The following is a 26,178-nucleotide window of genomic DNA, read 5'->3' as shown; positions in this document are numbered from 1 at the left end:
TACTGGCTGTGGCCGTCGGGGTAGACGAGCACATGTGGCCCTGGGGACACCTCGGTCTCGGCTACTTGCTGGCGTTGCCGCTGCTGGAGCACTACGATCTCGACGGCGATTACGTCGCGCTCGTGGTGCTGGCCGTCGGCACACAGCTCCCGGATCTCGTGGACAAGCCGCTGGCGTGGACGTTCGGGGTGTTGCCGTACGGGCGGGCGGTGATGCACTCGCTGCTGGTGGTCGGCGCCGTCGCCGTCGTCCTGTCCGTGCTGTCCGCTCCGGTCCGGGTTCGAGTGCCGCTGCTGGCGGGGTGGGTGAGCCACCTCGTGGGGGACGTGGTGTATCCGCTGGCCGAGGGCGCAGTGGGGGAGGTGACGTTTCTGGCGTATCCACTGGTCGCGCTCCCGGAGCCGGCGGGCGATTACGGCGTCCTGTCGTACTTCCGGAACGTGGCGTTGACCGGGGAGACGGCGCTGGAGGTGTCGCTGTTCGTCCTCGCAGGTGCGGCGTTCGTCGTCCGCGAGTGGCGGTCGCGGCGGGCGCCGGTGCCGGCGGCCGAGGGCGCCGACTGACAGACGCCCGGCAGGGTTGAGGGGAGGCCGAACGTTTATTCGCGGGCCGGGCCGAGTGTACGGCGAATGCCGGACGAGCAGCGGGAGGAGCACGGTGCCGCAGGGGCGTTGAGCGGCGAGCGGGTGTCGCCGCCGGCGTCGTTCGTCGAGCAGGCGAACGTCTCGGACCCGGGCATCTACGACGAGTTCGAGGCGGACTGGCCGGAGTGCTGGGCGGCCGCCGGCGACAGCCTCGACTGGGAGACGGACTACGACCGGGTGCTGGGCGGCGACGGCCCGCCGTTCCGGTGGTTCGAGGGTGGACGGCTGAACGCGAGCGCGAACTGTCTGGACCGCCACCTCGAAGACCGGAAGAACCAGGTCGCGCTCCAGTGGGAGGGCCGGCTCGGCGAGTCGCGGACGTACTCCTATCTCGACCTCCACCGGGAGGTCAACGAGTTCGCCGCCGCGTTGCGGGAGCTGGGTGTCGGGGCGGACGACGTGGTGACGCTGTACCTGCCGATGGTGCCCGAGCTCCCAATCGCCATGCTGGCGTGTGCGCGCATCGGCGCGCCACACTCCGTCGTGTTCGCGGGGTTCTCGGCTGACGCGCTGGCGACGCGGATGGACGCCGCCGACTCGGAGTACCTCGTCACCTGCGACGGCTACTACCGGCGCGGGGCGCCCATCCACCAGAAGAACACGGCCGACAACGCCGCCATCGAGCGCGAGGGCGACGTCGAGGCCACCGTGGTCGTGGACCGGCTGGGCAACGGCGCGCCGCTGGGTGACGGCGAGTACGACTACGACGACCTCGTCGCCGAGCACCGCGGCGCGACCGTCGACCCGGTGCCGCGGGCGGCCAGCGACCGGCTGTTCCGCATCTACACGTCGGGGACGACCGGGGAGCCGACGGGCGTGCGGCACACGACCGGGGGGTACCTCGCGTACGCCGCGTGGACGGCGCAGGCGGTCCTGGACATCAAGCCCGAGGACACCCACTGGTGTTCGGCGGACATCGGGTGGATCACCGGGCACACGTACACCGTGTACGGGCCGCTGGCGCTGGGGGCGACGACGATGCTGTACGAGGGGACGCCGGACTACCCGGAGAAAGACCGGGTCTGGGACCTCATCGAGCGCAACGCCGTGGACGTGTTCTACACCGCGCCGACGGCGGTCCGCGCGTTCATGAAGTGGGGCGAGGAGTACCCCGACGCCCACGACCTCTCCAGTCTGCGGCTGCTCGGGACCGTCGGCGAGCCAATCAACCCCCGGGCGTGGCGGTGGTACCACGAGCACATCGGGGGCGGGGAGTGCCCCATCGTGGACACGTGGTGGCAGACCGAGACGGGCGGGGCGATGGTGTCGACGCTGCCCGGCGTCGACGACATGAAGCCGGGGTCGGCGGGCAAGCCGCTGCCCGGCGTCGGGGCCGAGGTCGTCGACGCCGACGGCGACCCGGTGGACCCGGGTGAGACCGGGTACCTCGTGCTCACGCGGCCGTGGCCGGGGATGCCGGAGTCGATGGCCGAACAGGACGGCTGGTTCGCCCAGCGGGAGTCGGTCCGGCCGTCGCTGGAGCGCTTCGACTGGGCGTACTTCACGGAAGACGGCGCGACCGTCGACGAGGACGGCTACGTCACCCTCCTCGGGCGCGTGGACGACGTCATCAACGTCGCCGGCCACCGGTTCGGGACGATGGAGATCGAGCGCGTGCTGGCGGACGTCGAGGGAGTCGCCGAGGCGGCCGTCGTGAGCGGCCCCGACGACCTCAAGGGAGAGGCCCTCTACGCCTACGTGAGCGCCGCCGAGGGCGTCTCCGAGGACGACCTCCGGGCGGCCGTCCACGACGCCGTCGAGGACGCCATCGGCGCCATCGCAGTGCCGGACGTCGTGGTGTTCACGCCCGACCTCCCGAAGACGCGGTCGGGGAAGATCATGCGTCGGCTGCTGGAGGCGGTGACGCACGGCGACGACCTCGGGGACACGAGCGCGCTCCGGAACCCGGAGGTGGTCGGGGAGATCGAGTCCGCGCTCGACGACCCGCCCACGTGATTTCGGAAACGACAAACAATCCGAAACGATTCTGTGGCAAATTCTGTGCTACTCTCCCAGAAGCCCGAGTGGAACCCCCAGTACCAAACGTTGATGGTTCGTGACCCTAAATTCTCGCGAAACGTGAGCCGTATCGACGAAGCCGAGGCGCTGACGCCGGGCGCGTACCGGCGGCTGCGACGCGCGACGGAGACCCACAGGGAGGAACTGGTGTTGCGGCTCGCCGGCGAGGTCGGGCTGACGCCCGCCGAGGTGACGCGCGTCACGCCCGGCGACGTCGAGACCCACGAGCGCGACGGCGTCGACCACCACTTCCTCGCCGTCCCCGCCGAGGACGGCAGTGGCGTCGACCGCCACGCCTACCTCCCACCCGACGTCGAACACGACCTCCGGCAGTACGCGGAGACTGCCGACCTGACCGCGGACGGCCGGCTGGTCGACGTGTCGGCGCGCCGCGTCCAGATGCTCGTCGCCGAGGTCGCGGACCGGGCAGCCGACCGCGCGGACGCCTCCGCGCTCCGCGAGGTCTCCACGCGGAGCCTGCGGGCGTTCTTCGCGCGCCAGCTGCTCGGGGACGCGGGCGTCGACCCGCGCGTGGTGGCCGCCGTCGGCGGGTGGTCGCGGCTGGCCAGCCTCGACCAGTACGTCGACCACGACGCCGTGGACCGGGACGCGGCCGCCGACGCGTTCGCCGGAACGGACCGGGCACCCCAGCAGGCCCAGCAGCCAGCCGAGGGGTCCGTCGGTGGCCGTTCCGACGCAGCCGTCGACGCCGTCGTCGCTGCCGGAGACGCCCTCTCGGACGCGACCGCACGGGAGACCGTCGCAGCGTCGGTCTGCGAGGCGCTCGCCGACAGCGACGCCTACGAGACGGCGTGGCTGGCTCGACCGACCACCGACGGCGTGGCGGTCTCGGCCGCTGCGGGTGCCGACCGTGCGCCGTTCGGCAGCGACGACGCCGACGCGTCGCTCGTCGAGCGCGTGCTCGAGGACGGCGAACCCCGATTCACTGGTGACGTGCACGCCGACGCCGAGTTCGCTGGCGTGCGCGACCACGCCGAGGCGGCCGGCGCCAGCGCTGCGGCCGTCGTCCCCGTCTCCGACGACGAAACCACCCAGAGCGTGCTCGGAGTGGGGGCGTCCACGGGTGAGTTCGGTGGGCGCGAGCGCGACCTCCTGGTGGACCTCGGCCGCCGGGTGGGACAGGCCGTCGCGCTCGCCGAGCAACGCCGCCTCCTGCTCGCGGACACCGTTGTCGAGGTCGCCTTCGAGGTCGGCGAGGACTCGCTGTTCGCGCGAGCGGCCGCCGAGCACGGGTGTTCGTTCTCCTTCGAGGGCGTCGTCCCGGGCGACGACCGCTCGCTCGTGTTCTTCGTCACGCTCGAGGGCGCCACGCCGGACGACGTGCTCTCGTGGGCGAGCGAGCGAGAGGCGGTCGTGGATTCGCGGCTCGTCCGCGACCACGGCGACGACGCCCTGCTCGAGGTCGTGCTGTCGGGCGGCGACCTCGCGACGGCGCTCGCCGCCCACGGCGCGACCGTCCGCGACCTCACCGCCGACCCGGGCGGGGAGCGCGTCGTCGCCGACGTCTCCCCGGAGGCAGACGTGCGCGCGCTCGCCGCCGACCTGTCGGGCGAGTTCCCCGACCTCTCGCTGGCGTCGAAGCGCGAGCGCGAGCGCGCCGACGAGCCGTCGACGGCGTTCCGGGCGTCGCTGCACGACGCCCTGACTGACAAGCAGGCGGCCGTCCTGCGGGCGGGGTTCCACGCCGGCTACTTCGAGTGGCCCCGGGGGTCGACGGCAGAGGAGCTCGCGGACGCCATCGGCGTCACGTCCCCCACCCTCCACAACCACCTGCGGCGCGCCCAGCAGAAGCTCCTCACGGCGTTCTTCGACGACGACGCCGCCGGCCGCCGCGCCGACTCGCCGTGGCCGGACGCGCCGGACTAACTGTCTAGGGTGTGGCCCTCCCAGAGCAGGGCCGGTCGTCCAGCTGTGTCCGGCCTGCGGTGGAAGGGCGACGGCGTGAACTGGCGCTCGGTGGCGCCAGCCGCCCGGAGACGGCTGGTGTCGTCGTGAGCGAGTGGCCGCGCCGGTCTCGTGTGGACGATTAGCATAATTAGCGCCCGTCCTTATTGGGGTGGTGGGTTTTCTTTCGACTGGTACATGAGCGACGACAGCGAATCCCCGGAACTGGAGGCGCGACTCGCCGAGCAGGACGAGTTCGAGCCGCCAGAGTCGTTCGTCGAGCAGGCGAACGTCTCGGACCCGGGCATCTACGACGAGTTCGAACAGAACTGGCCGGAGTGCTGGGCGGGCGCGGCCGACCTCCTCGACTGGGAGACCGACTACGACCAGGTGCTCGACGACTCGAACCCGCCGTTCTACGAGTGGTTCGACGGCGGCGGCCTGAACGCCAGCGCGAACTGCCTGGACCGCCACCTCGACGAGCGCGGCGACGAGGCCGCCATCGAGTGGGTGGGCGAGCCGACGGACGAGGCCAACCGCACGTACACGTACGAGGAACTCCACCGCGAGGTCAACGAGTTCGCGGCGGCGCTCCGCGACATGGGCGTCGGCGAAGACGACGTCGTCACGATGTACATGCCGATGGTACCCGAGCTCCCCATCGCCATGCTCGCGTGCGCTCGCATCGGCGCACCACACTCCGTCGTGTTCGCAGGGTTCTCCGCCGACGCGCTCGCCACGCGGATGAACGCCGCCGACTCCGAGTACCTCGTCACCTGCGACGGCTACTACCGGCGCGGTGACCCCCTCGACCACTACGAGAAGGCCACCGAGGGCCTCGGTGGCGTCGACCACGAGGTCAGCGACGTCGTGGTCGTCGACCGTCTCGGCGCGAACGGCGACAGCTTCGGCCACGACCTCGCCGACACCCACCACGACTACGACGACCTCGTCGCCGACCACGAGGGCGCGGAGGTCGACCCGGTCGAGCGGGACGCCACCGACATGCTGTTCCTGATGTACACGTCGGGGACGACCGGCCAGCCGAAGGGCGTCAAACACTCCACGGGCGGCTACCTCTCGTGGGCTGCCTGGACGAGTCAGGCGGTACTGGACATCGAGCCCGATGACACGTACTTCTGCTCGGCGGACATCGGCTGGATCACCGGCCACTCCTACATCGTCTACGGGCCGCTGGCGCTCGGGACGACGACGATGATGTACGAGGGGACGCCGGACTACCCCGACAAGGACCGGCTCTGGGAGATCATCGAGGACTACGAGGCGACCCAGCTGTACACCGCGCCGACCGCCATCCGCGCGTTCATGAAGTGGGGCGAGGAGTACCCCGAGGCCCACGACCTCTCCAGCCTGCGCCTGCTCGGAACGGTGGGCGAGCCAATCAATCCGCGCGCGTGGAAGTGGTACTACAAGCACATCGGCGACGAGTCTGCACCCATCGTGGACACGTGGTGGCAGACCGAGACCGGCGGCATGATGGTCACCGGGCTGCCGGGCGTCTCCACGATGAAGCCGGGGTCGGCCGGACGACCGCTGCCCGGCGTCGACGCCCGGGTCGTCGACGTCTCCGGCGAGGAGGTCGAGGCCGGTCGCGCCGGCTACCTCACTGTGGACAAACCGTGGCCGGGGATGCTCCAGACCCTCTACAAGAACGACGAGCGCTTCGTGAACGAGTACTGGGCGGAGTACTCGGACACCGACAGCGACGACCCCGAGGACTGGGTGTACTTCCCGGAGGACGGGGCGAAAATCGACGACGACGGCTACATCACCGTCCTCGGCCGGGTCGACGACGTGCTGAACGTCTCCGGGCACCGCCTCGGCACGATGGAAATCGAGTCGGCCATCGTCGACGTCGATGGCGTCGCCGAGGCCGCCGTCGTCGGCGGCGACCACGAGGTGAAAGGCGAAGCCGTCTACACGTACGTCCTCACCGAGGACGGGCAGGACGGCACCGACGAGCTCCGCGCCCGCATCGTGGAGAGCGTGGAGGACGCCATCGGCCCCATCGCGCGGCCGGAAGCGGTCGTGTTCTCGCCGGAACTCCCGAAAACTCGCTCCGGGAAGATCATGCGCCGGCTGCTGGAGGACATCGCGAACGGCGAAGAGCTCGGTGACACGTCGACGCTCCGGAACCCGGACGTCGTCGAGGACATCCAGGCGAAGGTCACCGAGGACTGACCACACCACTCGATTTTCCACCACCACCACCGCCACGCACCCGGGACACACTGCAATCTGACGAAACGTGCCAGTAACTGACAATCAGACTGTCGACAACCGCGACCGACGACAACAATGACAGACAACGACACGCACGATTCGACGGACGACGCACAGTCGACGCCGGCGACGGACGGCGGCGTCGCGACCGCAGGGCAGGCGCACGCCGACACCGACTACCTCGGCTCGGAGGTGAACCTCCTGAAGCCGAGCACGCCGTTCATGCGCGACCACCTCCGCATCATCTGGACGGGGTTCGCCGCCTGGGCGCTCATCGTCTTCGGGCCGGTGACGGCGACGTTCCTCGCACCCGACGTGATGACGACGACGATGCCCGTCGTCGGCTTCCCACTGCACTACTTCCTCGTGGCAATCGGCGCCCCCGGCGGGGCGCTGGTGCTGGCGTTCTGGTACGCCCGCAAGCGCGACGAGCTCGACGCCAAGTACGGCATCACCCACGGGGGTGACGACGCATGAGCGTCGACCTGCTGGCCGCAACAGCGGCGACGGCGCCCGCACAGGCCGGCCTGCTGCCCGAGGGGCTGAACGTCTCGTTCAAACTGCTGCCCGCCATCCTCGTCTCGGCGATGCTCGCCATCTTCCTCGCCATCGGCTACGTCTTCAAGGTCGCCGACACCGAGGGGATGTGGGTCGCCGGGCGCTCCATCGGGAACGTCGAGAACGGCATGGCCATCGGCGCGAACTGGATGTCCGCCGCGAGCTACCTCGGAATGGCGGCGCTCATCGCCACCTCCGGGTTCTACGGCCTGTCGTTCGTCGTCGGCTGGTCGACGGGGTACTTCATCCTCCTCATCTTCATGGCCGCCCAGATGCGGCGGTTCGGGAAGTACACCGCCCCCGACTTCGTCGGCGACCGCTTCAACTCCGACACCGCGCGCGCCATCGCCGCCGTCACCACGTTCCTCATCGGGTTCGTGTACGCCATCGGGCAGGCCCGCGGTATGGGACTGGTCGGCCTCTACATCTTCGGCGACCTCGGCATCCCCGGACTCACCGGCTACCAGTCGATGGTCGTCGCGATGATGGCCATCACGGTCGGCTACCTCACGCTGTCCGGGATGCTAGGCGCGACGAAGAACATGGCCGTCCAGTACGTCATCCTCATCGTCGCGTTCCTCGCCGGCCTCTACGTCGTCGGGTTCACGAACGGCTACTCGACGGTGCTCCCGCACATCGAGTACGGCGCGCTGTTCTCGGAGCTGAGCCGGGAGTTCAGTGAGCCGTTCGTCAACGGGGGGTTCTACCTCTGGATCGCGACGGCGTTCTCGCTCGTGGTCGGGACGTGTGGGTTACCACACGTCCTCGTCCGGTTCTACACCGTCGAGAACGAACGCACCGCGCGCTGGTCGACGGTCTGGGGACTCGGCTTCATCCTCCTGCTGTACCTCAGCGCGCCCGCGTTCGCCGCGTTCGGCACCGACCTCTACGCCAGCGAGATCGGGCCGGTCTACGAGACGGCGAACTCGGCCGGGATGACCGACGCCGCCGCCGACGTCGTCGTCGTGCTCGCCGCGCAGCTCTCCCAGCTCCCCGAGTGGTTCGTCGGCCTCGTCGCCGCGGGCGGCATCGCGGCCGCCATCGCGACCACCGCCGGCCTCTTCATCGCGGGGTCGTCGGCAATCTCCCACGACATCTACAAGGGCCTCGTCAATCCGGACGCGACCCAGCGCCAGCAGGTGCTGGTCGGCCGGCTGAGCATCGTCACGCTCGGCGTCATCACCACGCTCGCCGCGCTCGACCCCGCCGCACCCATCGCCGCGCTCGTCTCCTACGCGTTCTCGCTGGCGGGCGCCGTGCTCTTCCCGATGTTCTTCCTCGGACTCTGGTGGGAGAACACGAACCGCCAGGGCGCGCTCGCCGGCATGACCACGGGGCTGGTCATCTGGGCCATCCCGATGGTCAACGAGGTCGTTCCGGCCTACGGGTTCTTCGCCGAGGCCGCGGGCGCCGACGGCGTGCTGTCGGCGACGCTCGCACAGTGGGTGCCCGCCATCGGGTCGGCGCTGGTCGCCGTCCCGCTCGTGTTCGCGGTGACTGTCGCCGTCTCCCTGGCGACCGCAGAGCCGCCGATGGAGACCAAGCAGATGGTGCGGCAGTGCCACAGCCCGGAGCCGATGGACCAGCAACAGACCGCCGAAGACGTCGTCACCGACGGCAGCGGTGGCGACGCGCCGGCAGACGACTGATCGACAATGTACGACAACATCCTCGTTCCGACGGACGGCAGTGACGCGGCCCGCAACGCGGTCGACCGCGCGGTCGACCTCGCGGCGAAGTACGACGCGACGGTCCACGCGCTCTACGTGGTGGACGTCGACGCGACGAACCTCACGCTGGGCACCGAGCAGGTCGACCGCATCCGACAGGGTCGCCTCGACGAGATGCCGGAAGTAAAAGCGGAGGCAGAGGAGGCGACCGGGCAGGTAGCCGCCATCGCCAGCGAACACGGCGTCCGCGTCGAGGAGCACGTGAGCGCGGGCTCGCCGTCGCGGGCCATCCGGAAGTTCGTCGAGGACAACGACATCGACATCGTCGTCATGGGGAGCCACGGCCGCTCCGGGCTCTCCCGGGTGGTGCTGGGCAGCGTCGCCGAGAAGGTACTGCGCCGCACCCGCCTGCCCGTGCTCGTCGTGGACGTCCACGAGGACGACGGCGGCGAGTGACCAGCCACAGCCGATGACTCACACGACACACACCGGAACGACGCGACGCGGTGCCGACGGCTACGGTGGAGGCGGTCAGCCGTGAGCCTCGCCGACACCCTGGTCGACCACGTCGCGGAACACCACGACGGGATGCTGTTCGACCTCGTGTTCGCCATCGCGTGGGTGACCGTCGTCACACTCCTGTTCCGGGGGTTCGGCGCGCCCGACCTCGTCTACTACGGCGCGCTCGCCAGCGGCGTCGTCGCCTACTACGGCTTCGCGATGTCGCTGGAGTTCGCGCGAGAATCGAACGGCGAGTAACCGGCGTCCAGCCGGCCAATTCTTCGACGGTCGTCCGCCGACCTACAGTCCGGCGTACGGGCCGCCCTTGGCCTCAGTGAGGCGCTGGACCTGTTCGTCGGAGAGGTCGATGGCGGCCGCCGCGAGGTTCTCCTCGAGCTGATCGACAGTGCGCGCGCCGACGATGGGCGCGGTGACGCCGTCGCGGTGGGTCAGCCACGCGAGCGCGACCTGCGCGGGCGAAGCGTCGACCTCGTCGGCGACGGCGTCGAGTTCGTCGTGGAGGTCGAAGTTCTCCTCGGTGAGGTAGTTGTCCTCCCAGCGGCTGGAGTCGCTGGCTTTCGACTCGCCGGTGAGGCCGTCCTCCCGGTCGTACTTCCCGGTGAGGAAGCCCTGCCCGAGGGGGCTCCACGGGCAGACCGCGAGCCCCTCCTCGCGCGCGAACTCGAGGTAGTCTCCCTCGATCTCGCGGTCGACGAGGTTGTACCGCGGCTGGAGCGCGGCGAACGGCTCCCAGCCCTCCTTCTTCGCGATCTCGTTGGCCTTCGCGACCTTCCAGGCGTTCGGGCGGAGCGTCGACGCGCCGAGGTAGTGGACCTTGCCGTCCTCGACGAGGCCGTTCAGGGTCTTCATCAGCTCCCGTGTGGGCGTCTCGTCGTCCCAGCGGTGGATGTAGAGGACGTCCACGTAGTCAGTGCCGAGGCGGTCGAGCAGCGCGTCGATGCGGTCGCGGACGTTCTTCCGGTTCGTGCCGCGGCTGTTCGGGTCGCCCTCTCGGATCTGCCAGTAGATCTTCGACGCGATGGTGTAGCGTTCGCGGTCGCGGTCCGACAGCCAGTCGCCAATCCACTCCTCGCTGTCGCCGCCGCCGTACACGTCGGCGGTGTCGATGTACCGGCCGCCGGCGTCGGCGTACGCGTCCAGCAGTTCGTGCGCGCGGTCCTCGCCGATCTCGAGGTCGCCGGACTCGGTCCGTTTGCCGAACCGCCACGTGCCGAACTGGAGTTCGCTCGTCTGGATGCCCGCGTCCCCGAACTGCACGAAGTCGACGGGCGTCTCGTCGCTGTCACTCATGGTCGTCTCGGAGTACAGTGGAGCCACGCATATGCGTTCAGCAACCGGCAAGGCCCCGGTAGTCTCGGGGCGGCCGCGGGAATCGGCTGGTGCCGGTCAGAACTCCGTCGCGAGTTCGATGCCCCGGGTGTCGTAGTCGGTCATCGCGGCGAGGCGGTCGGAGACGTCGTCGAGCCCGACCCGCTGCGTGACGAGCGCGCCGGGGTCGAGGCGGCCCGAGTCGACCAGGCGGAGCAGTTCGTCGTACCGCGACGGCGGCATCCCCCGGGAGCCGAGCACGGAGACGTCCCAGCGCGTGATCTCGTCGACGGGCAGCGAGATTTCGCCTTTCTCCGCCTCGGTCGTCAGGCCGACCTGGACGTGCTTGCCGCGGGCTCGCAGGCAGTCGACGCTGTTCCGGCAGGTCTCCGCGCGCCCGAGGGCGTCCACGGAGACGTGTGCGCCGCCGTCCGTGAGCGCCCGAACCGCGCCGGAGACGTCGCCGGTCTGGTCGGCCCTGACGGTCTCGGCGGCGCCGACCTGCTCGGCGAGGTCGAGGGGGTCGTCGCGGACGTCGACCGCGACGACGCTGCCGCCGAGCGCAGTCGCAATCTGGACGGCTGCGAGGCCGAGGCCGCCGCAGCCGTGGACGGCCACCCAGTCGCCGCCGGAGAGGTCGGCGCGGTGCGCGAGCGCGTGGAACGCTGTCGCGTACCGGCAGCCCAGCGCGGCGACGGCGTCGAGTCCGACGCCGTCCGGAATCTGGGCGACGTTGAACTCGGCGTGCGGGACGGCGACCTGCTCGGCGAACGCGCCCTGCGCGGTCTGCTCGAACCCGAGAGCGTAGCCGTCCTCGCAGACGTTCCCGTGGCCGCGCCGGCACGCCGGACACGACCCCTCGCCGAGATTGAACGGGACGGCCACCCGGTCGCCGACCGAGAGGGCGTCGACGTCTCTCCCGACGGCGGCGACTTCGCCGGCCGGCTCGTGGCCGAGAATCTGGCCGGGGTCGACCTGGTCGTCGGCCCACTCGCCGTGGCCCATCCAGGCGTGCCAGTCGCTCCGGCAGATGCCACAGGCCTCGACGTCGACGACGATGCCGTGGTCGGGCGGCTCCGGGGCTGGCACGTCCTCGACGGACAGCGGTTCGCCGTACTCCCGCAGGACTGCCGCGCGCATACCGGGCGGTCGCCCCGCCGGCCCGTAACTGTACCGCAGGCGGCGACCCTGACGTTCGCTGCGCACGAGCAGGCTGTGGGGGCGATGGCTGCAGGGACGCTCACGCTTATCCCCCAGTACGGTGATGAGTCGCACATGCGCGCAGTCAGGCTCCACGAGCACGGCGGTCCGGACGTACTGACAGTCGAGGACGGCGTCGACCGGCCGACGCCGGGCGAGGGCGAACTCCTCGTCGAGGTGGCGGCGGCGAGCGTCAACCCCGTGGACACCTACTTCCGGGACGGCTCCTACGAGCCGGTCGGCCTCCCGTTCACGCCCGGGGTCGACTACGCCGGCACGGTCGCGGCGGTCGGGGACGGCGTCGAGGGCTTCGAGGCAGGCGACCGGGTGTTCGGTACCGGCATCGGGAACGCCGGCTATCAGGGTGCCTGCGCCGAGTACGCGACCGTGCCAACCGACCGGACGGTCCACCTGCCCGACGGCGCCGACCTGACCGAGGCCGGTGCGGCGGGGGTCGTCGCCGTGACGGCGTGGCGGGCGCTCGTGGACCACGCCGGCCTCGACCCGGCCGAGGACGTGCTCGTCCACGGCGGTGCCGGCGGGGTCGGGCACGCGGCCGTCCAGATTGCGGACGCCGTCAGCGCGAAGGTCCACACGACGGCCGGCCCCGAGTACCACGACAGCGTGTCGGCGCTGGGCGCCGACACCGTCCTCGACTACGGCCGCGACGACCTCGCGGACGCCGTGCGCGACGCCTCGGACGGCGGCGTCGACGTGGTGCTGGACCACCGGCTGGACGACTACCTCCAGTTCGACGCCGACGTCGCGGCGCAGCGGGCTCGCGTGGTCGGCATCGGTGAGAACAGCCCGGACCCCGGCTTCACGGACGACGGCGCGGCGCGCTCGAAGGACGTCTCCTACCAGTTCATGAGCATGTTCAACACGCCGGACCTCCGGGTGCCGCTCCGGGGCGTCGCCCACCTGCTGGCCGACGACCGGCTGTCCATCCAGCTCGCCGAGACCTACGACCTCGGGGAGGCCGGCGAGGCCCAGCGAGCGGTCCTCGAGGACTCGTTCCTCGGGAAGCTCGTCGTGACGCCGTAGCTGGCCTCGTCCGCGCCGTAATTACATGTAACAACACTTAATGTGGGTGCGCGAGACGGTCGGGTCGTGTCCGACTACACCACCATCTCCCTGAAGAAGGACTTCGTCCGGGACGTCGAGGAGTACATCGAGGACGAGCCCTTCGGCTCCCCGAAGGAGTTCGTGAAACACCTGGTCGTCCGCGAGATGGAGGACGACGACGAGATCACCGAGCAAGAGGCCCGCGAACTCGGCCAGAAGCTCGCCGAACTCGGGTACGTGGAGTGAGTCCCCGATGGCAGAGTCCCACTACCGGTCGGCTGTGAAGGCGGCCTCGTACCGCGTGTTCGCCACGACGATGGTGTTCGCCATCGCGTTCCTCTACACGGGAGAGTTCGGCTCCGCGGCGAAGATCGGCGTCTCCGCCGCCGTCGGGAAGACGGTGCTGTACTACCTCTGGGAGCGCCTCTGGAGCAACATCGCCTGGGGCCGCCAGCCCGCCTGACGGCGGCCCGGCGGGGTGGAACCGGGAGGTGGTTTTAAGCCCTGTAGCCCCCTCTACGGGTGCATGTACCGCGTACTCGTGCCGGTCGACGACGACGTCGACCGCGCGCTCGCACAGGCCGACTACGTCGCCGACCTGCCGTCGGCCGACGAGGCCGTCGAGGCGACGCTCTTGTTCGTGTTCACCGGAAACAGCGAAGACATCCCCTCGGAGTACCGGCAGTTCAAGACCGCCGACCGAATCCAGTCCGTGCGTCGCGCACGGGAACGTCTTGACGAGGCGGGCGTCCAGACTCAGGTGCGAGACGACTCCGGGGACACCATCGACGACATCATCGACGAGGCCGAGGCCCTCGACGCCGACGCCATCGTGCTCGGCGGCCGGAAGCGCTCGCCGGCCGGCAAGGTCATCTTCGGGTCCACCACGCAGTCGGTCATCCTGAACGCGGACCGGCCGGTGGTCGTGACCGGCAGCGGCGGCGACGGCGACTGACTCAGATCCGGCAGCACGCGCCGGTCGCTGCTTCCGTCTCGTCGAGCCACGCGGAGAGGCAGCCGTAGTTACAGAACGCGCCCTCCTCGGTGCGCTCGCCGTCGCGCTCTCGGTCGACGAACACGGGGTCGTACGCTGCGAGGCCCTCGCCGCAGTACGTGCAGTTCACGAGTACGAGTGAGTGCCGACAGAGCAAAACGGTGACGCCGGAAGACACTTCTCGCTGGTTCCTGTGAGCACGCGTATGGCGCTCGAGACCTACGAGTGCGCGTACTGCGAGGACGAGTTCGCCGCCCACCCGGACGCCCGCGCGGCGGAGACGAAGTACTGCAGTCCCGAGTGCGAGACGGAGTCCAGAGACCTCTGACTCAGTCGTTCTGCGGGCTGTAGTTCGGCGCCTCGTCCGTGATCATCACGTCGTGGGGGTGGCCCTCGGTCTGGCCGGCCGAGGAGACGCGGACGAACTCGGCTTCGCGCTTGAACGCGGGCAGCGTCTCCGCGCCAACGTACCCCATGCCGGACTGGATGCCGCCGACGAGCTGGTGGAGTTCGGACGCAAGCGACCCCTTGTACGGCGTCGCGGCCTCGACGCCCTCGGGCACGTACTCCTCGTCTTCCTCGTCCTCCTTGAGGTAGCGGTCGCCGCCGCCGGACTGCATCGCGCCGACGGAGCCCATGCCGCGGTACTGCTTGTACTTCTTGCCGTTCATCGTGATGACGCGGCCCGGCGCCTCGTCGGTGCCGGCGAAGTACGACCCCAGCATCACGGCGTCGGCGCCGGCGGCGATGGCTTTCGCTGCGTCGCCGGAGTACCGGATGCCGCCGTCCGCGATGACGGGAACGCCCTCCGGGGCCGCGACGTCGGCGACCTCGGAGACGGCCGTAATCTGGGGCATGCCTGCGCCGGTGACGACGCGGGTCGTGCAGATGGAGCCCGGGCCGATGCCCACCTTGATGCCGTCCGCGAAGTCGACGACGGCCTCGGCGGCCTCACGGGTGCCGACGTTCCCGACGACGACGTCGGCGTCGACGGACGCCTCGATGTCGCGCGCGGCGTCGATGACGTTGAGATTGTGTGCGTGCGCGCAGTCGATGAAGACGATGTCTGCGCCGGCCTCGTCGACGGCCGTCGCGCGCTCGGTCTCGAACGGGCCGACGGCGACGCCGACGCGGAGGCGGCCGTCGTCGTCGCGGGCGGCGTTCCCGTGTTCGCGGCGTGCGAGGATGCCCTGCATCGTGACGAGGCCGACGAGGCGGTCGTCGTCGTCCACGATGGGGACGCGCTCGATCTTGTGCTCGTACATGAGTTCGAGGGCGTCACGGGCGGTGACGTCCTCGCTTGCGGTGATGACTTCGTCCGTCATGGCCTCGCGGACGGCGTCGGACTCGCCGACCTCGAGGTAGGGGCGGATGTCGGTGCCGGAGATGATGCCGAGGACGGTGTCGTCGTCGTCGACGACGGGCGCGCCGGAGACGTCGGCGCGGTTCATCATCGCGTCGACCTCCTCGACCGTCTGGTCGGGAGCGGCGGTGACGACGTTCTCGCGGTCGATGACGAGCTCGTCGGCGCGCTTGACGCGTTCGACCTCGGTGACGACCGTCTCGGTGTCCATGTTCTGGTGGAGCACGCCGATGCCGCCCTCGCGCGCCATCGCGATTGCGAGGTCCGACTCGGTGACCGTGTCCATCGCCGCCGAGAGGATAGGGACTTCGAGCTCGACGTTCGTAGAGACGCGGGTCGACACGTCGGCCTCGTCGGGCTCGACCCGGCTCTCGGCGGGTCGCAGCAGTACGTCGTCGAAGGTGAGCGCTTCCGGGACGCGGAGCTTCTCGGAGAATCGGCCGTCCGTCGAGGAATCGTTCGCCATGTAAACCGGTCGGGGCGGGGTTCCAAAAGCGTTGCGAGATTGGCCGAACGTGACCCGAATCAGGGCTGTGGGACGCGTCGACACACACGGTCGTGCATTGTCACGCGCGCTTCGACGCGCGTTCAGTTCTGGCTGTGGACGCGCCCGACTTGGACGGCATCCGTCCAGTACGCCGCAGTGTTCTCGACAAACGGCCAGAAGAGCCGAACACACCAAACCGAGTACTTAAAAACCGCCGTGAGTCTCACACCATTTGTGCCGCTCTCTCACACAATCTTTATGCTCCCGACTGTCGTCGTTGTGGGTATGGACTCCACTAGTCCCGAGACGCCGCGTACGGCCGGCGACCACAGCGCCATCGCCCCGGACGTACCGAAATTTCTCCTCGGGACAGTGGCCTGCCGACGGACACTCTGGCTCGGACCCAACGCGGCCTCCCGCGTGTATCGCCGCTCCGACCAGACGCAGTCACCCACGTTGGCCTGCTAGTACATGAGTAGTTCACGTCACCCCGTCGCGCTCCGCCTCGAGCAACAGGTAGGTGGTGCGACGAAGCTGCTGGCCACCGTCATGCTGCTGCCGCTGGTCGACGGTATCTTCGCCGCACTCGTGCTCGCCGGCCAGCTCGAGACCTGGGCAGGCGTCCTCCAGGTCGGGCTGCTCGTCTTCGGCGGCAGCGCGACCCTCGCCGTCATCCTCGCCGAGATGGGCGGCAGCCGCCGCGAACAGGCGACCAGCGTGCTCGTCGTCGGCATCCCGCTGATCGTCATCGCCGCCGTCGAGGCCGCACTCGCACCCACCGTCGCGACCATCCTCGACATCCCGACCTTCGAGCGCTTCGCCGCGCTGGTCATCCTCGCCATCGCGGCGAAGACCGCCAGCGCGACAATCGGCGAGTACCTCCCCTCGCCCGGTGTCATCATCGGCCTCGGCTTCCTCGCGAGCGTGAACCCCAGCGGCGCCGCGTTCGTCGCCCGCTACGACGTCGACCTGCTGCTGCACGCCGCCGCCGCGGGCGGCGTCGCCGTCACGTTCGCGCTCGCAGTCGTCGCGCTCGGCCCGTCGCTACGCCGTATCGTCGCCATCGACCGCTTCCGCTTCGGCTCGGCGGTCGCGCTGGCGACGCTCGCGGTGTCGATCTTCCTCCCGGAAGTGGTGCCCTCGGAAGCGCCCCTGATGGTGTTCGCCGTCGCCGGCGTGCTCGCCTTCGACCCCGACCAGGCCGGCGTCGACGACCCCGCCACCGCGAGCAAGGACGGTGACGACAACGACGACGACGACGAACCCGACTCTTCGAGCCCGGACGACCTCGCTGTCACGGCCGACGACGGCCCCGACCCCCAGCCCGCGACGCCCGCCGCCACCGACGGCGGCAGCGGCGAACAGGACCCCGACGAAGCCGCCTACGGCTACCCCGGCGAGGACGCCGCCGAAGAACGCGCCCCCTGGCTGTAAGCCGAAGTCGAACGCGGACCGCCCGGACGACGACAAGCTTTCCCGTGCCGCCGTCCACGCACAGGTATGGCCGACAACCGGGTCGTGCAGGGCCGCATGGTGACCCCCAAGAAGCTCGCCGAACTCGTCGAGGGCGGCTCCGTCATGGACGCCGAACCGATCGAGGACACCGACCGCGACTGCCCCGACTGCGGCAGCGACGTCATCTCGGTCGGCTACATGCCCTCCGTGACCGAATTCGTCACCGGCTACAAGTGCCAGGACTGCGACTGGAGCGCCCGCGAGGAGTAACTAACTACTCCGCCGCTTCCGTCTTCGTCCACCGGATTTCGTCGATTTCTGTCTCCGACGCCGCCACGACCACTCCAACCTGCTCGCCGTCCGCACAGCTCGCGACGTCCACGCGCTCGTAGCCCTCGACGACGACGTCCCGCAGGTCGCCCTCGAACGCGTCGGCTTCCTCCACGCCCAGGCGGTTCTCGCCGCCGAGCTCCCGCACCACGATCGGGTACTCTGGCATACTCCCGGATTGGCGGCCCGTCTGGAAAATCCAATCGCTTCCCGCACGCGACGCCCCGTCCCGAACCCCGTCGTCGTCGTCCTCGTCGCTCTCACTCGCAGACCTCGTAGTGTGTCACCTCGTCCTCGTAATCGTCGAGCAACGCCTCCGCCCGGTCCGGGACGTGTGCTCGCTCCCGGCGCTCGCCCGCGAACGCCTCCACGGCCGCCCACGACTCGAAGTACGCCACCGTCACGAACTCGACGCGCTCGCCATCTTCCTCGCGGCGCAACACCTCCCAGTCCACCAGCCCCGGAATCTCGGCCGCCGCCTCCGGGAACACCGTCCCGGAGACAAACGCCTCGTACTCGCTGGCGTCCGACCCGTCTGCCGCAGTCCAGCCACGCCACACGCGTGCAATCACGCCGAGGCGTTCGGCTCGCGAGTACTTCACTCCCCCACCCCGAACCGAAACCCTCTTGAAGAAAATCTCCCAAAGGAGAGACGCGAGGGGCTGTGGCCAAGCCAGGCATGGCGACTGACTCCAGAGGCTACGCGCCCGGGACGACACTCCAGACTGGTATACCGAGCGGCCGACTGATCATCGGACCGCGTTGACGACCCTCTGGAGTTCCGAGGCGCACCGGAGATATCAGTCGATCGGGGGTTCAAATCCCTCCGGCCCCATACTGCAAAAAAGTATTGCGGAGGCATTTGCCGCCTTCCGCTTACCTCACGTAAACCCCAATAGCGCCGGCTCTACGGGGTGGTCCGCGTGAGCCTGTCCACGGACGTCTACGCCCGTGGACGTCGCGTCCACACGCTTACTGCGTGCCCGTGCGGCTACGTTTTCGACCCGAACGAGAACCGTTGGAAGCACTTCCTGGAGGACCACCGGCCCGAGGACTTCGGTCTCTCCCCGCTCGGTGAGCGCGACGAGTCCGCCGACGGCCCGCTCCACGGAGGTGTCTGCCTGTGAGCCCCGACGGCGACGAACCCCACGAGTTCGTCCGTGCGTCGGCGCTGCGGGCCGACGGCGGCCCACAGGCATGCCGGGAAGATTACTGGGAGACAGTCTCCCAGGACGCGCCAGAAGCCGATGAGTGCCGTGTGTGCGGCGCCGACGGCCCCGACTGTCGTCGGGTGCGTCTCCCGGAACGTGACGGAGAGCGCGTCGACCTCTGCGCTGCCTGTCGCGAACTGTGGGAGGGGTCGCAGTGAAGCGGATTCGTACCGCGCCCCACGAGTTCGACGCGAACCTCCTGTTCAACGAGGACGGGCTTCAGCCGTTCTTCGCCCTGGACAGGGAGCGGAAGGCTGGCGGCGGCAGTAAGACCGCCAGCTTCGAACACAACGGTGAGACGTGGCTCGCGCGCCTCTCCTACCAGGACTCGAATCTCGTCAACCCCGGCGACGAGACCCCGCAGGGAACGCCGTTCCAAATCGAGGAGATCAAAGAAATGCGGATAAAGGTCTCTCGGCGGCGCGACGAGGACGGCGTCGGCGAACAGAAGTTCGTCGCCCACGTCACGCCGCGCTGGAACGGCATGGAGGGAGAGCGCGCCGACGGGTCGCGCGTCGAGATTCCCGTCCCCGACGGCTTCCTGGAGGGAATCAACGTCCGCGTCCAGGGCGCGAACATCGAGTTCGACCGCTACCTCCCGCTCCTCCAGCTGGCCGCCGATGCCCTCGACGTCAACGCGTACTACTTCGACGACGTCCACCCGTTCAGCAACATCCAGGACGCCGAGCGGTACGTCCGCGTCCACCGAGATAGCAGCGGCCCCATACACGCGCGCGACGGGCCGCTCGTCGGGCTCGCGCACGTTCTGGAGTCCGACCGGTCGGGCTACCGGAAGCTCGTCCAGAAGGACACCGACGACCACGGGAACGACCTCCCGGGCTACTACCACACGGTGACGCTGGACGCGCACCGCATGAGCGAGGCGTGGCCCGAGCACGATCTACCGAAGGAGGTGAAACACTACTACGCTCGCGAGGCGTTCCAGGCCGACCCGGACAACCCGCTCGCCCACCCGAAACTCGGCGCCTCCTATCAGGTCTCCCGCTGGGACGCCACGCTCCGCTGGGACGACCTGGAGAAGCTGAACCGCGAGCTGGAGGAAGCCGTTCACTCCGTCCTGGAGAACGCCGGGCTGGACTCGGCACCCCAGCGCGGCGGCGGAGTATTCGTCGAAGATGCGTACTTCGACGCCAGCCTCCACGAACCGGCGACTCCACCGACGACCCTGGACCTCGCGAGCATCAAGCAGGAACAGAAGAACATGGTAATCGAGTACCTGAGCGACGGGCTCAGCGACGTCCAGGTGGAGAGCCTGGAGACGCTCGTCACCGACGGCGGCCACGTCTCCCCTGACGACATTGCCGACGAGCACGACCGCCACGTGGGGAGCGTCCGCCGCGCCCTTCGGGGCATTGAGGAGCTCGTCGAGCGCGGCTACGGCGAGGTTGGCCTCCGCTCGGAGTTCATCGGGGAGATGGTCTATCAGGCGATTGCCGACGCCCGCGAGGCCGTGACCAACGCAGCGAAGACCGTCGTCGACGCCGCCGACCAGGAGCGCGTCAGCGAGGCCTGGGCGAAATGGCAGGCGTGGTGTGACCGGCACGGCATCGACTTCCGGCGCCGCGGCGACGACGTCACGCTGGACCTCGGGGAGATCGACCCCGACGACGACGCCGACCCGGGCGGATTCGTTCGTCAGGCGTACCGCCTCTGGATCGACGCCGACCAGGACCCGGCGACGCTCCGACAGGCGACCGTTGTCTACAGTCGCCCGCTCGGCGCAGGCGGTAGCTACCCGGCGTTCCGCGACCTGTAGCGCCCGACGGCAGAGTGGCAACACTGTTCTCCAGATGAAGTTAGACAAGTCCAGTAGTGCAACCTACAGCCCCACTTCAACCAGAGTTTTCTTCGTGCATAGCGTCGACGCGGTCTCCAGGAGGCCGCGCTCGGCGAATCCAACCCGGGGGGTTACATTCCCCGTTAGGGGTGTGGCTAAGGCCACAATTCCAAAACACTCCCCACCGTTCCGCAGCCGCACCCGCAACCGCCCCCATGAGGACCCGACAGCACGGTTTTATAATCCCCTGCCGGCACTTGCATTTCTAGGTTGAAACTGGATGCCGAGCAATCTGATTGAGTCTGCCACTCGCTTCCGTCCGCGAATGGTATTCTTACCGCCCGCACTGATTTCCTATATCTCATATCTGCATCAGGATTTCCTGATGATTGCTCTATCTGGAGTGTTCGTAGCCATTTCAGCCGCGGTTCATGACCTCGCTGTAGCTGGGAAGGAACACTCTGGAGAGAGCAACATACGATACAAGATTGACGGTCCTGATTGGGTTCAGAGTCTCTTGTTTATCTCACTACTCTACTACGTACTCGGTGCCCTGATAACGCCGGTTGTCGCACTACAAGAGTTCTACAACACCACGAATTTCTATATCGGCATCGGGCTCTTTCTCTACATAATTATGGCAGTGAAATTGTTGAGGCCATTCGAGAGGTACCGGGATTCTGAGGGAGAGGACTAATCCAGATTCATATCCACCTCGGGCTCGGAAGCATCGACGTCGACGCGCCGAGTGGAGATGGTCTCGGCGAGCTCGTCGCGGAGACTCGGCGGGAGATCGGGATGCTCCAGTGCGTCCTCCACACCGTCCAGGACGTCGCCGACGACCTCGCAGGAGACAAGCACGGCGTGAGTCTTGTTACAGTCCAGGCGCTCCGCTGCCGCCTCTATCGTGTCCTTCCGGTGCGCATACTCGCCGTCAGTTCGAATTCGCATACTCGTCTCGTGCACACGACCCCGGATAACCGAACGAATTTGGCTCACTGAACACCCGAATATAGGGGTGATTCGCCGTTTTCCTATCACGGACGCGGTAGGTCTACGGGTGCGCGAGGACGACCGAGCGCGAATATGCACACGAGTGGGCGCGAGTTCGTGTGCATATTCGGGCGAGCACGTTCTCGGACGCGTAACCCCACGTAGGTGTGAGACTATTGGAAAATCAGCATTGGTTGCAAACTTTGTACTACCCGTGTCGCTCCTCCAATTTCCAGTCTAGATAATTACGAGCGAGGGTTTATTTAGGGTACTCTGCTGCCATATGGTTGTAGCCAGAATGTTCGAGTTTATCAACGACGAGGACGAGCGCGGTCAGGTCGGGATCGGCACACTCATCGTGTTCATCGCGATGGTGCTGGTCGCCGCCATTGCCGCCGGTGTCCTCATCAACACGGCTGGCTTCCTCCAGTCGAAAGGCAGCGCGACCGGGGAAGAAGCCAGCGCACAGGTCTCTAACCGCATCGACGTCGTCTCCGCCTACGGTAACGTCAGTGGTGAATCCGTTGACTTCGTGAACCTGACAGTGCGGCAGGCCGCTGGTGCGGACAACATCAACCTCAGCAAATCCACTATCCAGTGGATTGGTCCAGACAAGGCAGTCACGCTCACCCACAACACTTCAGCTAACGCCCTGAACAGTTCCGACGAGTTCTACACAGAGAACGTCAAGGGCGACAATAGTGACGTGCTGGTCCAGCAGTCCGACCGTATCTCTGTGGTCCTCTTCGCGGGAGGAACGAATCAAACTAACAAATCCACTAGTGACCCCGAAATCGGCATTACCGACGGTCTCGGTGCAGGTGACGAGGTCCAGCTGACGCTAACAACCCAGTACGGGTCGAAGACAACCTACTGGGCAACCGTCCCCGAATCCCTCAAAGACAAGAACGCCGTTACGCTGTAAGTAGCGAACTAATCTCGCTACAATAGCTTTCAGCGAGAACGACCCTACCCGGTCCATTTTCCGTTCTCAACGTTGGAAGTACGTAGAATCTATATCCGCGTCTGTGGACTGTACGGTGTGCTTTGAATTGGTGGCCTTAGCCACACCTGAAAGAATCAATCGTCGCCGGCACCTGCGGAGACGCCGACGTTGTCCCTACGGCCCCACTTCATATAAAAGTAAAGCGGCTGCTTTTGCCGCTTTCTTCGCTGCATCGTTCACCAGTAGCCACGCCCGTCTGAACGGGGGTGGTCGTGGTGAGTAGCCGCACTGATACCGACGAGAGAGACATCTGTCGGTACTGCGGCTGCTGGATCGGCTACGAGGGGCAGTTCTGCGCCGCCCGCGAATCCGGGGTGTGCCGCCCGTGATCCGGTGCTGCACAGACTGCGCCGACCGTCTCGTCGTCGAGATCTCGCCCGGCGGCATCAATGGCCGGGTTTGTGTGTCTGGCAACCACGACCACTCGGGTTTCTGAATTCTTCAACATGTATCCTAGTGACTCCCTGCGTAAGACACATCTACCACTGGATTTATGCTTGTAGGGGAAGTGAAGACAGCCAAAGTAGAGGCGTTTAATGTGGTACGTTGGGTGATCTCCAGTCACTCGTACCGAGTCCTATATCTAGTGGGAAATCAGAAATTTCTAAATGCATCCTCCATCTGAGGCGGAGTATGGCTGACGTAATTATCCTAACAAACTCCGAACTCCGCCACCAATTTGTCCGAAAAGCAATCGCGCTTGATGACGATATCAACGTTCTGCGTACCTACTGCGAGAGTACTGAGGGGTCAACGCTTGACCGCGTTCGTGAGGAAGGCGACGAGGTCAAAGTCCAACATCTAGAAGCGCGTGCAGAGTCTGAAGACGACTTCTTCCGGCACTTCGTTGACTATACTCCCGACCACTCAAATCCCAAGGAGATTCCAAACGGCGAGATTAACGAAGAGCAGTACTACGAGGAAATCGTCAACCTTGACCCCGACCTGCTAGTCGCCTACGGTTGCTCTATCATAGAAGACCCTCTTCTCTCCGAATACGAGGGACGGTTCTTGAACGTTCACCTTGGCCTCTCGCCCTATTACCGGGGAACGGGGACGAACTTCTGGCCGCTCGTCAATGGCGAACCGGAGTGCGTTGGCGCGACATTCATGCACCTTGACGCAGGTGTCGACACAGGCGACATCATCCATCAAATCCGAGCGCGCGTCAAACCCGGCGATACCCCCCACCAAATCGGGAACCGTCTCATCGCGGACATAGTCTGGCCGTATCGCGAGATTATCACAAAGTTTGGTGACTTGGAGAAGATGAAACAACCTGAGATGCCCGACAACGAGCACTACTACACGACGTCTGACTATTCGACAGAAGCGACGGACCAACTGTATAAGAACTTTGAGGATGGGTTGGTTGATGACTACCTCGCAGAACAGGCCGAACGGACAACGGACGTACCGCTTGTGAAAAACCCTGTCGTCAAGTCGCGATGAAGGCGGTGATGTATCACTACGTCCGGCCAGACGTATCCAACGCGCCCTGGTACTATCATCTCGATATTGAGGATTTTCGGGCGCAGCTCGACTACTTTGAGGACGAGTACGGGTTCGTCGATCGGGACGCGTTCCTTGCCGCAGTCCGTGGAGACGCTGACCTACCGGACGGTGTTGTTCTTACGTTCGATGATGGACTCTCTGACCACTATGAGTGGGTGTTCCCGGAATTACAGCGCCGAGGTCTCTGGGGTATCTTCTATGTTCCGACCAGCCCCTACACCCAAGAGAAGGCGTTGAGTGTGCATCGTGTCCACGCACTCGTCGGGAAGTACGGTGGCGACGCAGTTCTTGAACCGCTGCTAAACGTTGTAAACGAGGAGATGGTACCGGACGCGCGCCGTGAAGAGTTCCACACTGAAACCTACCAGAACCAGAATAACCGCGAGAGCGTCACCACAGTCAAGCGTATTCTCAACTACTTCATCGCCTATGAGCACCGCGAAGACGTTTTGAACACGCTCTGCGAGCAGTTCCCCGCCGCAAACCTTGACTCTGAGACATTCTATCTGCGGCCAGCAGAACTTAGAGAAATGCAGGACGCTGGGATGATCCTTGGGTCCCACTCTATCACGCACCGAGTATTCTCAAAACTATCGCAGTCAGCCCAACGAGACGAGATTATTTCGTCTTTTGACTACCTTTCAACGGTAGTTGACGGGTTAGATGTGAGAACGTTCTGTTATCCGTATGGTGGGTTCCATACGTTCACGGAGTATACCCGCGGCGTCCTCGACGACGCCGGGTGCTTGTTCAGTTTTAATGTCGAATCGAGAGACATACAGCAGGACGATTTCCAAACGCAACCGCAAGCACTCCCCCGTTACGATTGTAACGAGTTTCGACACGGTGACGCATCGGGCGGTGTGAATAGCCACGAAATGCAGTAAGTTGGTAGCTCTTCAGTTCTTTCGGGATTAGATTTCCCCGTTAGAGATGTAGTTAGGCCGAAATTCCAAGATACTCCCCACAGTTCCGCAGCCGTAACCGAAACTCTAGGATCGCGAACGGTCGTATACCAGTCTCCAAACGGTGAACGGATTTCGCAAGCCGACGTTCGTACCTGTGGCATAGAATCATCAACCGTTGGCGGGGCAGAAATATGTCGCTACATGGGCTTCCGAAGCGGAAGGCGACACAATAATAGGTTCTGAAAGAGTTGGCTCAGGATATGAAAGTTCTCGTGACGATGGCGGGACGAGGCAGCCGCTTCAGGGAAGTCGGTGTCACGTCTCCGAAGCACGAAATCCTCGTTAAAGGAGACCCTATGTTCGATTGGGCAATGCGGAGCCTCGAGGCATTCTACAACGAGGAGTTCATCTTCGTCACGCATGCCGACCACGACGCCTCTGGCTTCCTCGCTGACGCATGCTCGCAACTTGGCATCGCGGACTACACCGAAGTCGTGCTCGACGAGTACACCAACGGTCAAGCACAGACCGCGCTCGCCGCCGACGATCATATTAATGACGATAACGCGGTCGCAATCTACAATATCGACACCTACATCGAAGAAGGATCGCTGACTCCCGAAGACATCGACGGCGACGGGTTCATCCCGTCGTTCACGGCGTCGGGCGAACGGTGGAGCTTCATCAAGACGGACGACGACGGCCACGCCACAGAGGTGTCTGAGAAAGAGAAAATCTCCGACCTTGCGACTGCCGGCTTCTACTACTTCGACCAGTGGGCGGAGCTCGTCGACGCATACGAGCACAGCGCGGCCCAGGTTGAACGGGAGTACGGCGAAACATACGTCGCCCCGCTCTACAACTACCTGATTGACCACGGGAAGACGGTGCTTCCCTACGACTTGGATCGAGACGACGTTCACGTTCTAGGTACCCCTGAAGACCTCCGCGAATTCGACCCCGAGTTCACGCCTGAATAACGC

General features: G+C 66.5%; 30 protein-coding genes and 1 tRNA gene. 24 read left to right on the top strand and 7 right to left on the bottom strand.

Features of this window, described 5'->3' with window-relative positions; genetic code table 11:
* The first annotated feature begins 32 nt into the window (after positions 1–32).
* The 8 genes from LT971_RS15320 (at position 33) to LT971_RS15285 (ending at position 9,799) form a co-directional block, all read left to right on the top strand.
* A complete protein-coding gene (locus tag LT971_RS15320) occupies positions 33–563 on the top strand; it encodes a metal-dependent hydrolase (protein WP_237007817.1) in 531 nt (176 codons plus the stop codon).
* A gap of 66 nt (positions 564–629) precedes the next feature.
* Complete coding sequence (gene acs / locus LT971_RS15315) at positions 630–2,600, top strand: acetate--CoA ligase (RefSeq protein WP_237007816.1); 1,971 nt, start codon at positions 630–632, stop codon at positions 2,598–2,600.
* A gap of 123 nt (positions 2,601–2,723) precedes the next feature.
* A complete protein-coding gene (locus LT971_RS15310) occupies positions 2,724–4,550 on the top strand; it encodes a bacterio-opsin activator domain-containing protein (protein ID WP_237007815.1) in 1,827 nt (608 codons plus the stop codon).
* A gap of 216 nt (positions 4,551–4,766) precedes the next feature.
* Positions 4,767–6,770, top strand: a complete 2,004-nt coding sequence (acs, locus tag LT971_RS15305) for an acetate--CoA ligase (protein ID WP_237007814.1) — start codon at positions 4,767–4,769, stop codon at positions 6,768–6,770.
* Between the two features lie 117 nt (positions 6,771–6,887).
* The gene (locus tag LT971_RS15300) at positions 6,888–7,289 is read left to right on the top strand and encodes a DUF4212 domain-containing protein (RefSeq protein WP_237007813.1); all 402 of its coding nucleotides are present in this window, start codon (positions 6,888–6,890) and stop codon (positions 7,287–7,289) included.
* Positions 7,286–9,019: a sodium:solute symporter family transporter gene (locus LT971_RS15295; protein WP_237007812.1), complete on the top strand. Its 1,734-nt coding sequence runs from the start codon at positions 7,286–7,288 to the stop codon at positions 9,017–9,019. The genes LT971_RS15300 and LT971_RS15295 overlap by 4 nt, the downstream gene beginning before the upstream one ends.
* 6 nt (positions 9,020–9,025) lie before the next feature.
* The gene (locus LT971_RS15290) at positions 9,026–9,496 is read left to right on the top strand and encodes a universal stress protein (protein ID WP_237007811.1); all 471 of its coding nucleotides are present in this window, start codon (positions 9,026–9,028) and stop codon (positions 9,494–9,496) included.
* Between the two features lie 81 nt (positions 9,497–9,577).
* On the top strand, positions 9,578–9,799 hold the full coding sequence (locus LT971_RS15285; RefSeq protein ID WP_237007810.1) for a DUF8119 family protein: 222 nt from the start codon (positions 9,578–9,580) through the stop codon (positions 9,797–9,799).
* A 42-nt stretch (positions 9,800–9,841) separates the two neighbouring features.
* Here LT971_RS15285 and LT971_RS15280 read toward each other — a convergent pair whose 3' ends face one another.
* On the bottom strand, positions 9,842–10,852 hold the full coding sequence (locus LT971_RS15280; RefSeq protein WP_237007809.1) for an aldo/keto reductase: 1,011 nt from the start codon (positions 10,850–10,852) through the stop codon (positions 9,842–9,844).
* Positions 10,853–10,948: 96 nt separating this feature from the next.
* Positions 10,949–12,010 carry a zinc-dependent alcohol dehydrogenase family protein gene (locus LT971_RS15275; protein WP_237007808.1) on the bottom strand — a complete coding sequence of 354 codons (1,062 nt, stop codon included), beginning with the start codon at positions 12,008–12,010 and terminating at the stop codon, positions 10,949–10,951.
* A gap of 135 nt (positions 12,011–12,145) precedes the next feature.
* Here LT971_RS15275 and LT971_RS15270 point away from each other — a divergent pair, with 135 nt between their 5' ends.
* The 4 genes from LT971_RS15270 to LT971_RS15255 all read left to right on the top strand — a co-directional run bounded on the left by LT971_RS15270 (position 12,146) and on the right by LT971_RS15255 (position 14,090).
* Positions 12,146–13,114: an NADPH:quinone reductase gene (locus LT971_RS15270; RefSeq protein WP_237007807.1), complete on the top strand. Its 969-nt coding sequence runs from the start codon at positions 12,146–12,148 to the stop codon at positions 13,112–13,114.
* A 66-nt stretch (positions 13,115–13,180) separates the two neighbouring features.
* Positions 13,181–13,381: a hypothetical protein gene (locus LT971_RS15265; RefSeq protein ID WP_237007806.1), complete on the top strand. Its 201-nt coding sequence runs from the start codon at positions 13,181–13,183 to the stop codon at positions 13,379–13,381.
* 7 nt (positions 13,382–13,388) lie between these two features.
* Complete coding sequence (locus LT971_RS15260) at positions 13,389–13,598, top strand: DUF2061 domain-containing protein (RefSeq protein WP_237007805.1); 210 nt, start codon at positions 13,389–13,391, stop codon at positions 13,596–13,598.
* Between the two features lie 63 nt (positions 13,599–13,661).
* The gene (locus tag LT971_RS15255; RefSeq protein WP_237007804.1) at positions 13,662–14,090 is read left to right on the top strand and encodes a universal stress protein; all 429 of its coding nucleotides are present in this window, start codon (positions 13,662–13,664) and stop codon (positions 14,088–14,090) included.
* 1 nt (position 14,091) lies between these two features.
* Here LT971_RS15255 and LT971_RS15250 read toward each other — a convergent pair whose 3' ends face one another.
* Entirely contained in the window at positions 14,092–14,259 is a 168-nt protein-coding gene (locus tag LT971_RS15250; RefSeq protein WP_237007803.1) for a hypothetical protein, read from the bottom strand.
* Positions 14,260–14,334: 75 nt separating this feature from the next.
* Here LT971_RS15250 and LT971_RS16475 point away from each other — a divergent pair, with 75 nt between their 5' ends.
* The gene (locus tag LT971_RS16475) at positions 14,335–14,457 is read left to right on the top strand and encodes a hypothetical protein (protein ID WP_272904885.1); all 123 of its coding nucleotides are present in this window, start codon (positions 14,335–14,337) and stop codon (positions 14,455–14,457) included.
* 1 nt (position 14,458) lies between these two features.
* On the opposite strand, the gene guaB is transcribed toward LT971_RS16475, so the two are convergent.
* Complete coding sequence (guaB, locus tag LT971_RS15245) at positions 14,459–15,958, bottom strand: IMP dehydrogenase (RefSeq protein ID WP_237007802.1); 1,500 nt, start codon at positions 15,956–15,958, stop codon at positions 14,459–14,461.
* A 492-nt stretch (positions 15,959–16,450) separates the two neighbouring features.
* On the opposite strand from guaB, the gene LT971_RS15240 reads away from it, so the two are divergent.
* Together LT971_RS15240 and LT971_RS15235 are read left to right on the top strand one after the other, a co-directional pair.
* Positions 16,451–17,413: a DUF5794 domain-containing protein gene (locus LT971_RS15240; RefSeq protein WP_237007801.1), complete on the top strand. Its 963-nt coding sequence runs from the start codon at positions 16,451–16,453 to the stop codon at positions 17,411–17,413.
* A 66-nt stretch (positions 17,414–17,479) separates the two neighbouring features.
* Positions 17,480–17,704 carry a DUF5795 family protein gene (locus tag LT971_RS15235; protein WP_237007800.1) on the top strand — a complete coding sequence of 75 codons (225 nt, stop codon included), beginning with the start codon at positions 17,480–17,482 and terminating at the stop codon, positions 17,702–17,704.
* Positions 17,705–17,708: 4 nt separating this feature from the next.
* Here the strand turns inward: LT971_RS15235 and LT971_RS15230 are convergent, their stop codons facing one another.
* The gene (locus LT971_RS15230) at positions 17,709–17,933 is read right to left on the bottom strand and encodes a hypothetical protein (protein WP_237007799.1); all 225 of its coding nucleotides are present in this window, start codon (positions 17,931–17,933) and stop codon (positions 17,709–17,711) included.
* Between the two features lie 91 nt (positions 17,934–18,024).
* A complete protein-coding gene (locus tag LT971_RS15225; protein WP_237007798.1) occupies positions 18,025–18,366 on the bottom strand; it encodes a hypothetical protein in 342 nt (113 codons plus the stop codon).
* Positions 18,367–18,422: 56 nt separating this feature from the next.
* On the opposite strand from LT971_RS15225, the gene LT971_RS15220 reads away from it, so the two are divergent.
* The 5 genes from LT971_RS15220 to LT971_RS15200 all read left to right on the top strand — a co-directional run bounded on the left by LT971_RS15220 (position 18,423) and on the right by LT971_RS15200 (position 21,470).
* Positions 18,423–18,599, top strand: a tRNA-Trp gene (locus tag LT971_RS15220).
* An 88-nt stretch (positions 18,600–18,687) separates the two neighbouring features.
* On the top strand, positions 18,688–18,891 hold the full coding sequence (locus tag LT971_RS15215; protein WP_237007797.1) for a hypothetical protein: 204 nt from the start codon (positions 18,688–18,690) through the stop codon (positions 18,889–18,891).
* On the top strand, positions 18,888–19,133 hold the full coding sequence (locus tag LT971_RS15210; protein ID WP_237007796.1) for a hypothetical protein: 246 nt from the start codon (positions 18,888–18,890) through the stop codon (positions 19,131–19,133). The genes LT971_RS15215 and LT971_RS15210 overlap by 4 nt, the downstream gene beginning before the upstream one ends.
* Positions 19,130–20,752, top strand: a complete 1,623-nt coding sequence (locus tag LT971_RS15205; RefSeq protein WP_237007795.1) for a DUF7845 domain-containing protein — start codon at positions 19,130–19,132, stop codon at positions 20,750–20,752. The genes LT971_RS15210 and LT971_RS15205 overlap by 4 nt, the downstream gene beginning before the upstream one ends.
* Positions 20,753–21,158: 406 nt before the next feature.
* On the top strand, positions 21,159–21,470 hold the full coding sequence (locus LT971_RS15200; RefSeq protein WP_237007794.1) for a hypothetical protein: 312 nt from the start codon (positions 21,159–21,161) through the stop codon (positions 21,468–21,470).
* Here the strand turns inward: LT971_RS15200 and LT971_RS15195 are convergent.
* Complete coding sequence (locus LT971_RS15195) at positions 21,467–21,724, bottom strand: DUF7692 domain-containing protein (RefSeq protein WP_237007793.1); 258 nt, start codon at positions 21,722–21,724, stop codon at positions 21,467–21,469. The genes LT971_RS15200 and LT971_RS15195 overlap by 4 nt on opposite strands.
* Positions 21,725–22,064: 340 nt before the next feature.
* Here LT971_RS15195 and LT971_RS15190 point away from each other — a divergent pair, with 340 nt between their 5' ends.
* The 4 genes from LT971_RS15190 (at position 22,065) to LT971_RS15175 (ending at position 26,175) form a co-directional block, all read left to right on the top strand.
* Complete coding sequence (locus tag LT971_RS15190) at positions 22,065–22,691, top strand: flagellin (protein ID WP_237007829.1); 627 nt, start codon at positions 22,065–22,067, stop codon at positions 22,689–22,691.
* A 714-nt stretch (positions 22,692–23,405) separates the two neighbouring features.
* Positions 23,406–24,224, top strand: a complete 819-nt coding sequence (locus LT971_RS15185; RefSeq protein WP_237007792.1) for a formyl transferase — start codon at positions 23,406–23,408, stop codon at positions 24,222–24,224.
* Positions 24,221–25,174, top strand: coding sequence for a polysaccharide deacetylase family protein (locus tag LT971_RS15180; protein ID WP_237007791.1), 954 nt, complete (start codon positions 24,221–24,223; stop codon positions 25,172–25,174). Before LT971_RS15185 ends, LT971_RS15180 begins: the two co-directional genes overlap by 4 nt.
* A gap of 281 nt (positions 25,175–25,455) precedes the next feature.
* Positions 25,456–26,175 (top strand): glycosyltransferase family 2 protein, encoded by a 720-nt coding sequence (locus LT971_RS15175; RefSeq protein ID WP_237007790.1) that lies wholly within the window; start codon positions 25,456–25,458, stop codon positions 26,173–26,175.
* Positions 26,176–26,178 lie beyond the last annotated feature (3 nt).

Source organism: Halobacterium rubrum (genome assembly GCF_021729015.1).
GTDB classification, from domain to species: domain Archaea; phylum Halobacteriota; class Halobacteria; order Halobacteriales; family Halobacteriaceae; genus Halobacterium; species Halobacterium rubrum.
The sequence above is the reverse complement of the archived record's forward strand: the minus strand, read 5'-3'. Positions and strand labels throughout refer to the sequence as shown.

Coding starts and splice junctions, on each gene's coding strand:
- LT971_RS15235 (WP_237007800.1), top strand. CDS start 17,480: ATGGCCGACAACCGGGTCGTGCAGGGCCGCATGGTGACCCCCAAGAAG.
- LT971_RS15180 (WP_237007791.1), top strand. CDS start 24,221: ATGAAGGCGGTGATGTATCACTACGTCCGGCCAGACGTATCCAACGCG.
- acs (WP_237007816.1), top strand. CDS start 630: ATGCCGGACGAGCAGCGGGAGGAGCACGGTGCCGCAGGGGCGTTGAGC.
- LT971_RS15190 (WP_237007829.1), top strand. CDS start 22,065: ATGTTCGAGTTTATCAACGACGAGGACGAGCGCGGTCAGGTCGGGATC.
- LT971_RS15185 (WP_237007792.1), top strand. CDS start 23,406: ATGGCTGACGTAATTATCCTAACAAACTCCGAACTCCGCCACCAATTT.
- LT971_RS15295 (WP_237007812.1), top strand. CDS start 7,286: ATGAGCGTCGACCTGCTGGCCGCAACAGCGGCGACGGCGCCCGCACAG.
- LT971_RS15255 (WP_237007804.1), top strand. CDS start 13,662: ATGTACCGCGTACTCGTGCCGGTCGACGACGACGTCGACCGCGCGCTC.
- LT971_RS16475 (WP_272904885.1), top strand. CDS start 14,335: ATGGCGCTCGAGACCTACGAGTGCGCGTACTGCGAGGACGAGTTCGCC.
- LT971_RS15275 (WP_237007808.1), bottom strand. CDS start 12,010: ATGCGCGCGGCAGTCCTGCGGGAGTACGGCGAACCGCTGTCCGTCGAG.
- LT971_RS15290 (WP_237007811.1), top strand. CDS start 9,026: ATGTACGACAACATCCTCGTTCCGACGGACGGCAGTGACGCGGCCCGC.
- acs (WP_237007814.1), top strand. CDS start 4,767: ATGAGCGACGACAGCGAATCCCCGGAACTGGAGGCGCGACTCGCCGAG.
- guaB (WP_237007802.1), bottom strand. CDS start 15,958: ATGGCGAACGATTCCTCGACGGACGGCCGATTCTCCGAGAAGCTCCGC.
- LT971_RS15320 (WP_237007817.1), top strand. CDS start 33: ATGTGGCCCTGGGGACACCTCGGTCTCGGCTACTTGCTGGCGTTGCCG.
- LT971_RS15270 (WP_237007807.1), top strand. CDS start 12,146: ATGCGCGCAGTCAGGCTCCACGAGCACGGCGGTCCGGACGTACTGACA.
- LT971_RS15200 (WP_237007794.1), top strand. CDS start 21,159: ATGATTGCTCTATCTGGAGTGTTCGTAGCCATTTCAGCCGCGGTTCAT.
- LT971_RS15240 (WP_237007801.1), top strand. CDS start 16,451: ATGAGTAGTTCACGTCACCCCGTCGCGCTCCGCCTCGAGCAACAGGTA.
- LT971_RS15230 (WP_237007799.1), bottom strand. CDS start 17,933: ATGCCAGAGTACCCGATCGTGGTGCGGGAGCTCGGCGGCGAGAACCGC.
- LT971_RS15175 (WP_237007790.1), top strand. CDS start 25,456: ATGAAAGTTCTCGTGACGATGGCGGGACGAGGCAGCCGCTTCAGGGAA.
- LT971_RS15300 (WP_237007813.1), top strand. CDS start 6,888: ATGACAGACAACGACACGCACGATTCGACGGACGACGCACAGTCGACG.
- LT971_RS15195 (WP_237007793.1), bottom strand. CDS start 21,724: ATGCGAATTCGAACTGACGGCGAGTATGCGCACCGGAAGGACACGATA.
- LT971_RS15280 (WP_237007809.1), bottom strand. CDS start 10,852: ATGAGTGACAGCGACGAGACGCCCGTCGACTTCGTGCAGTTCGGGGAC.
- LT971_RS15260 (WP_237007805.1), top strand. CDS start 13,389: ATGGCAGAGTCCCACTACCGGTCGGCTGTGAAGGCGGCCTCGTACCGC.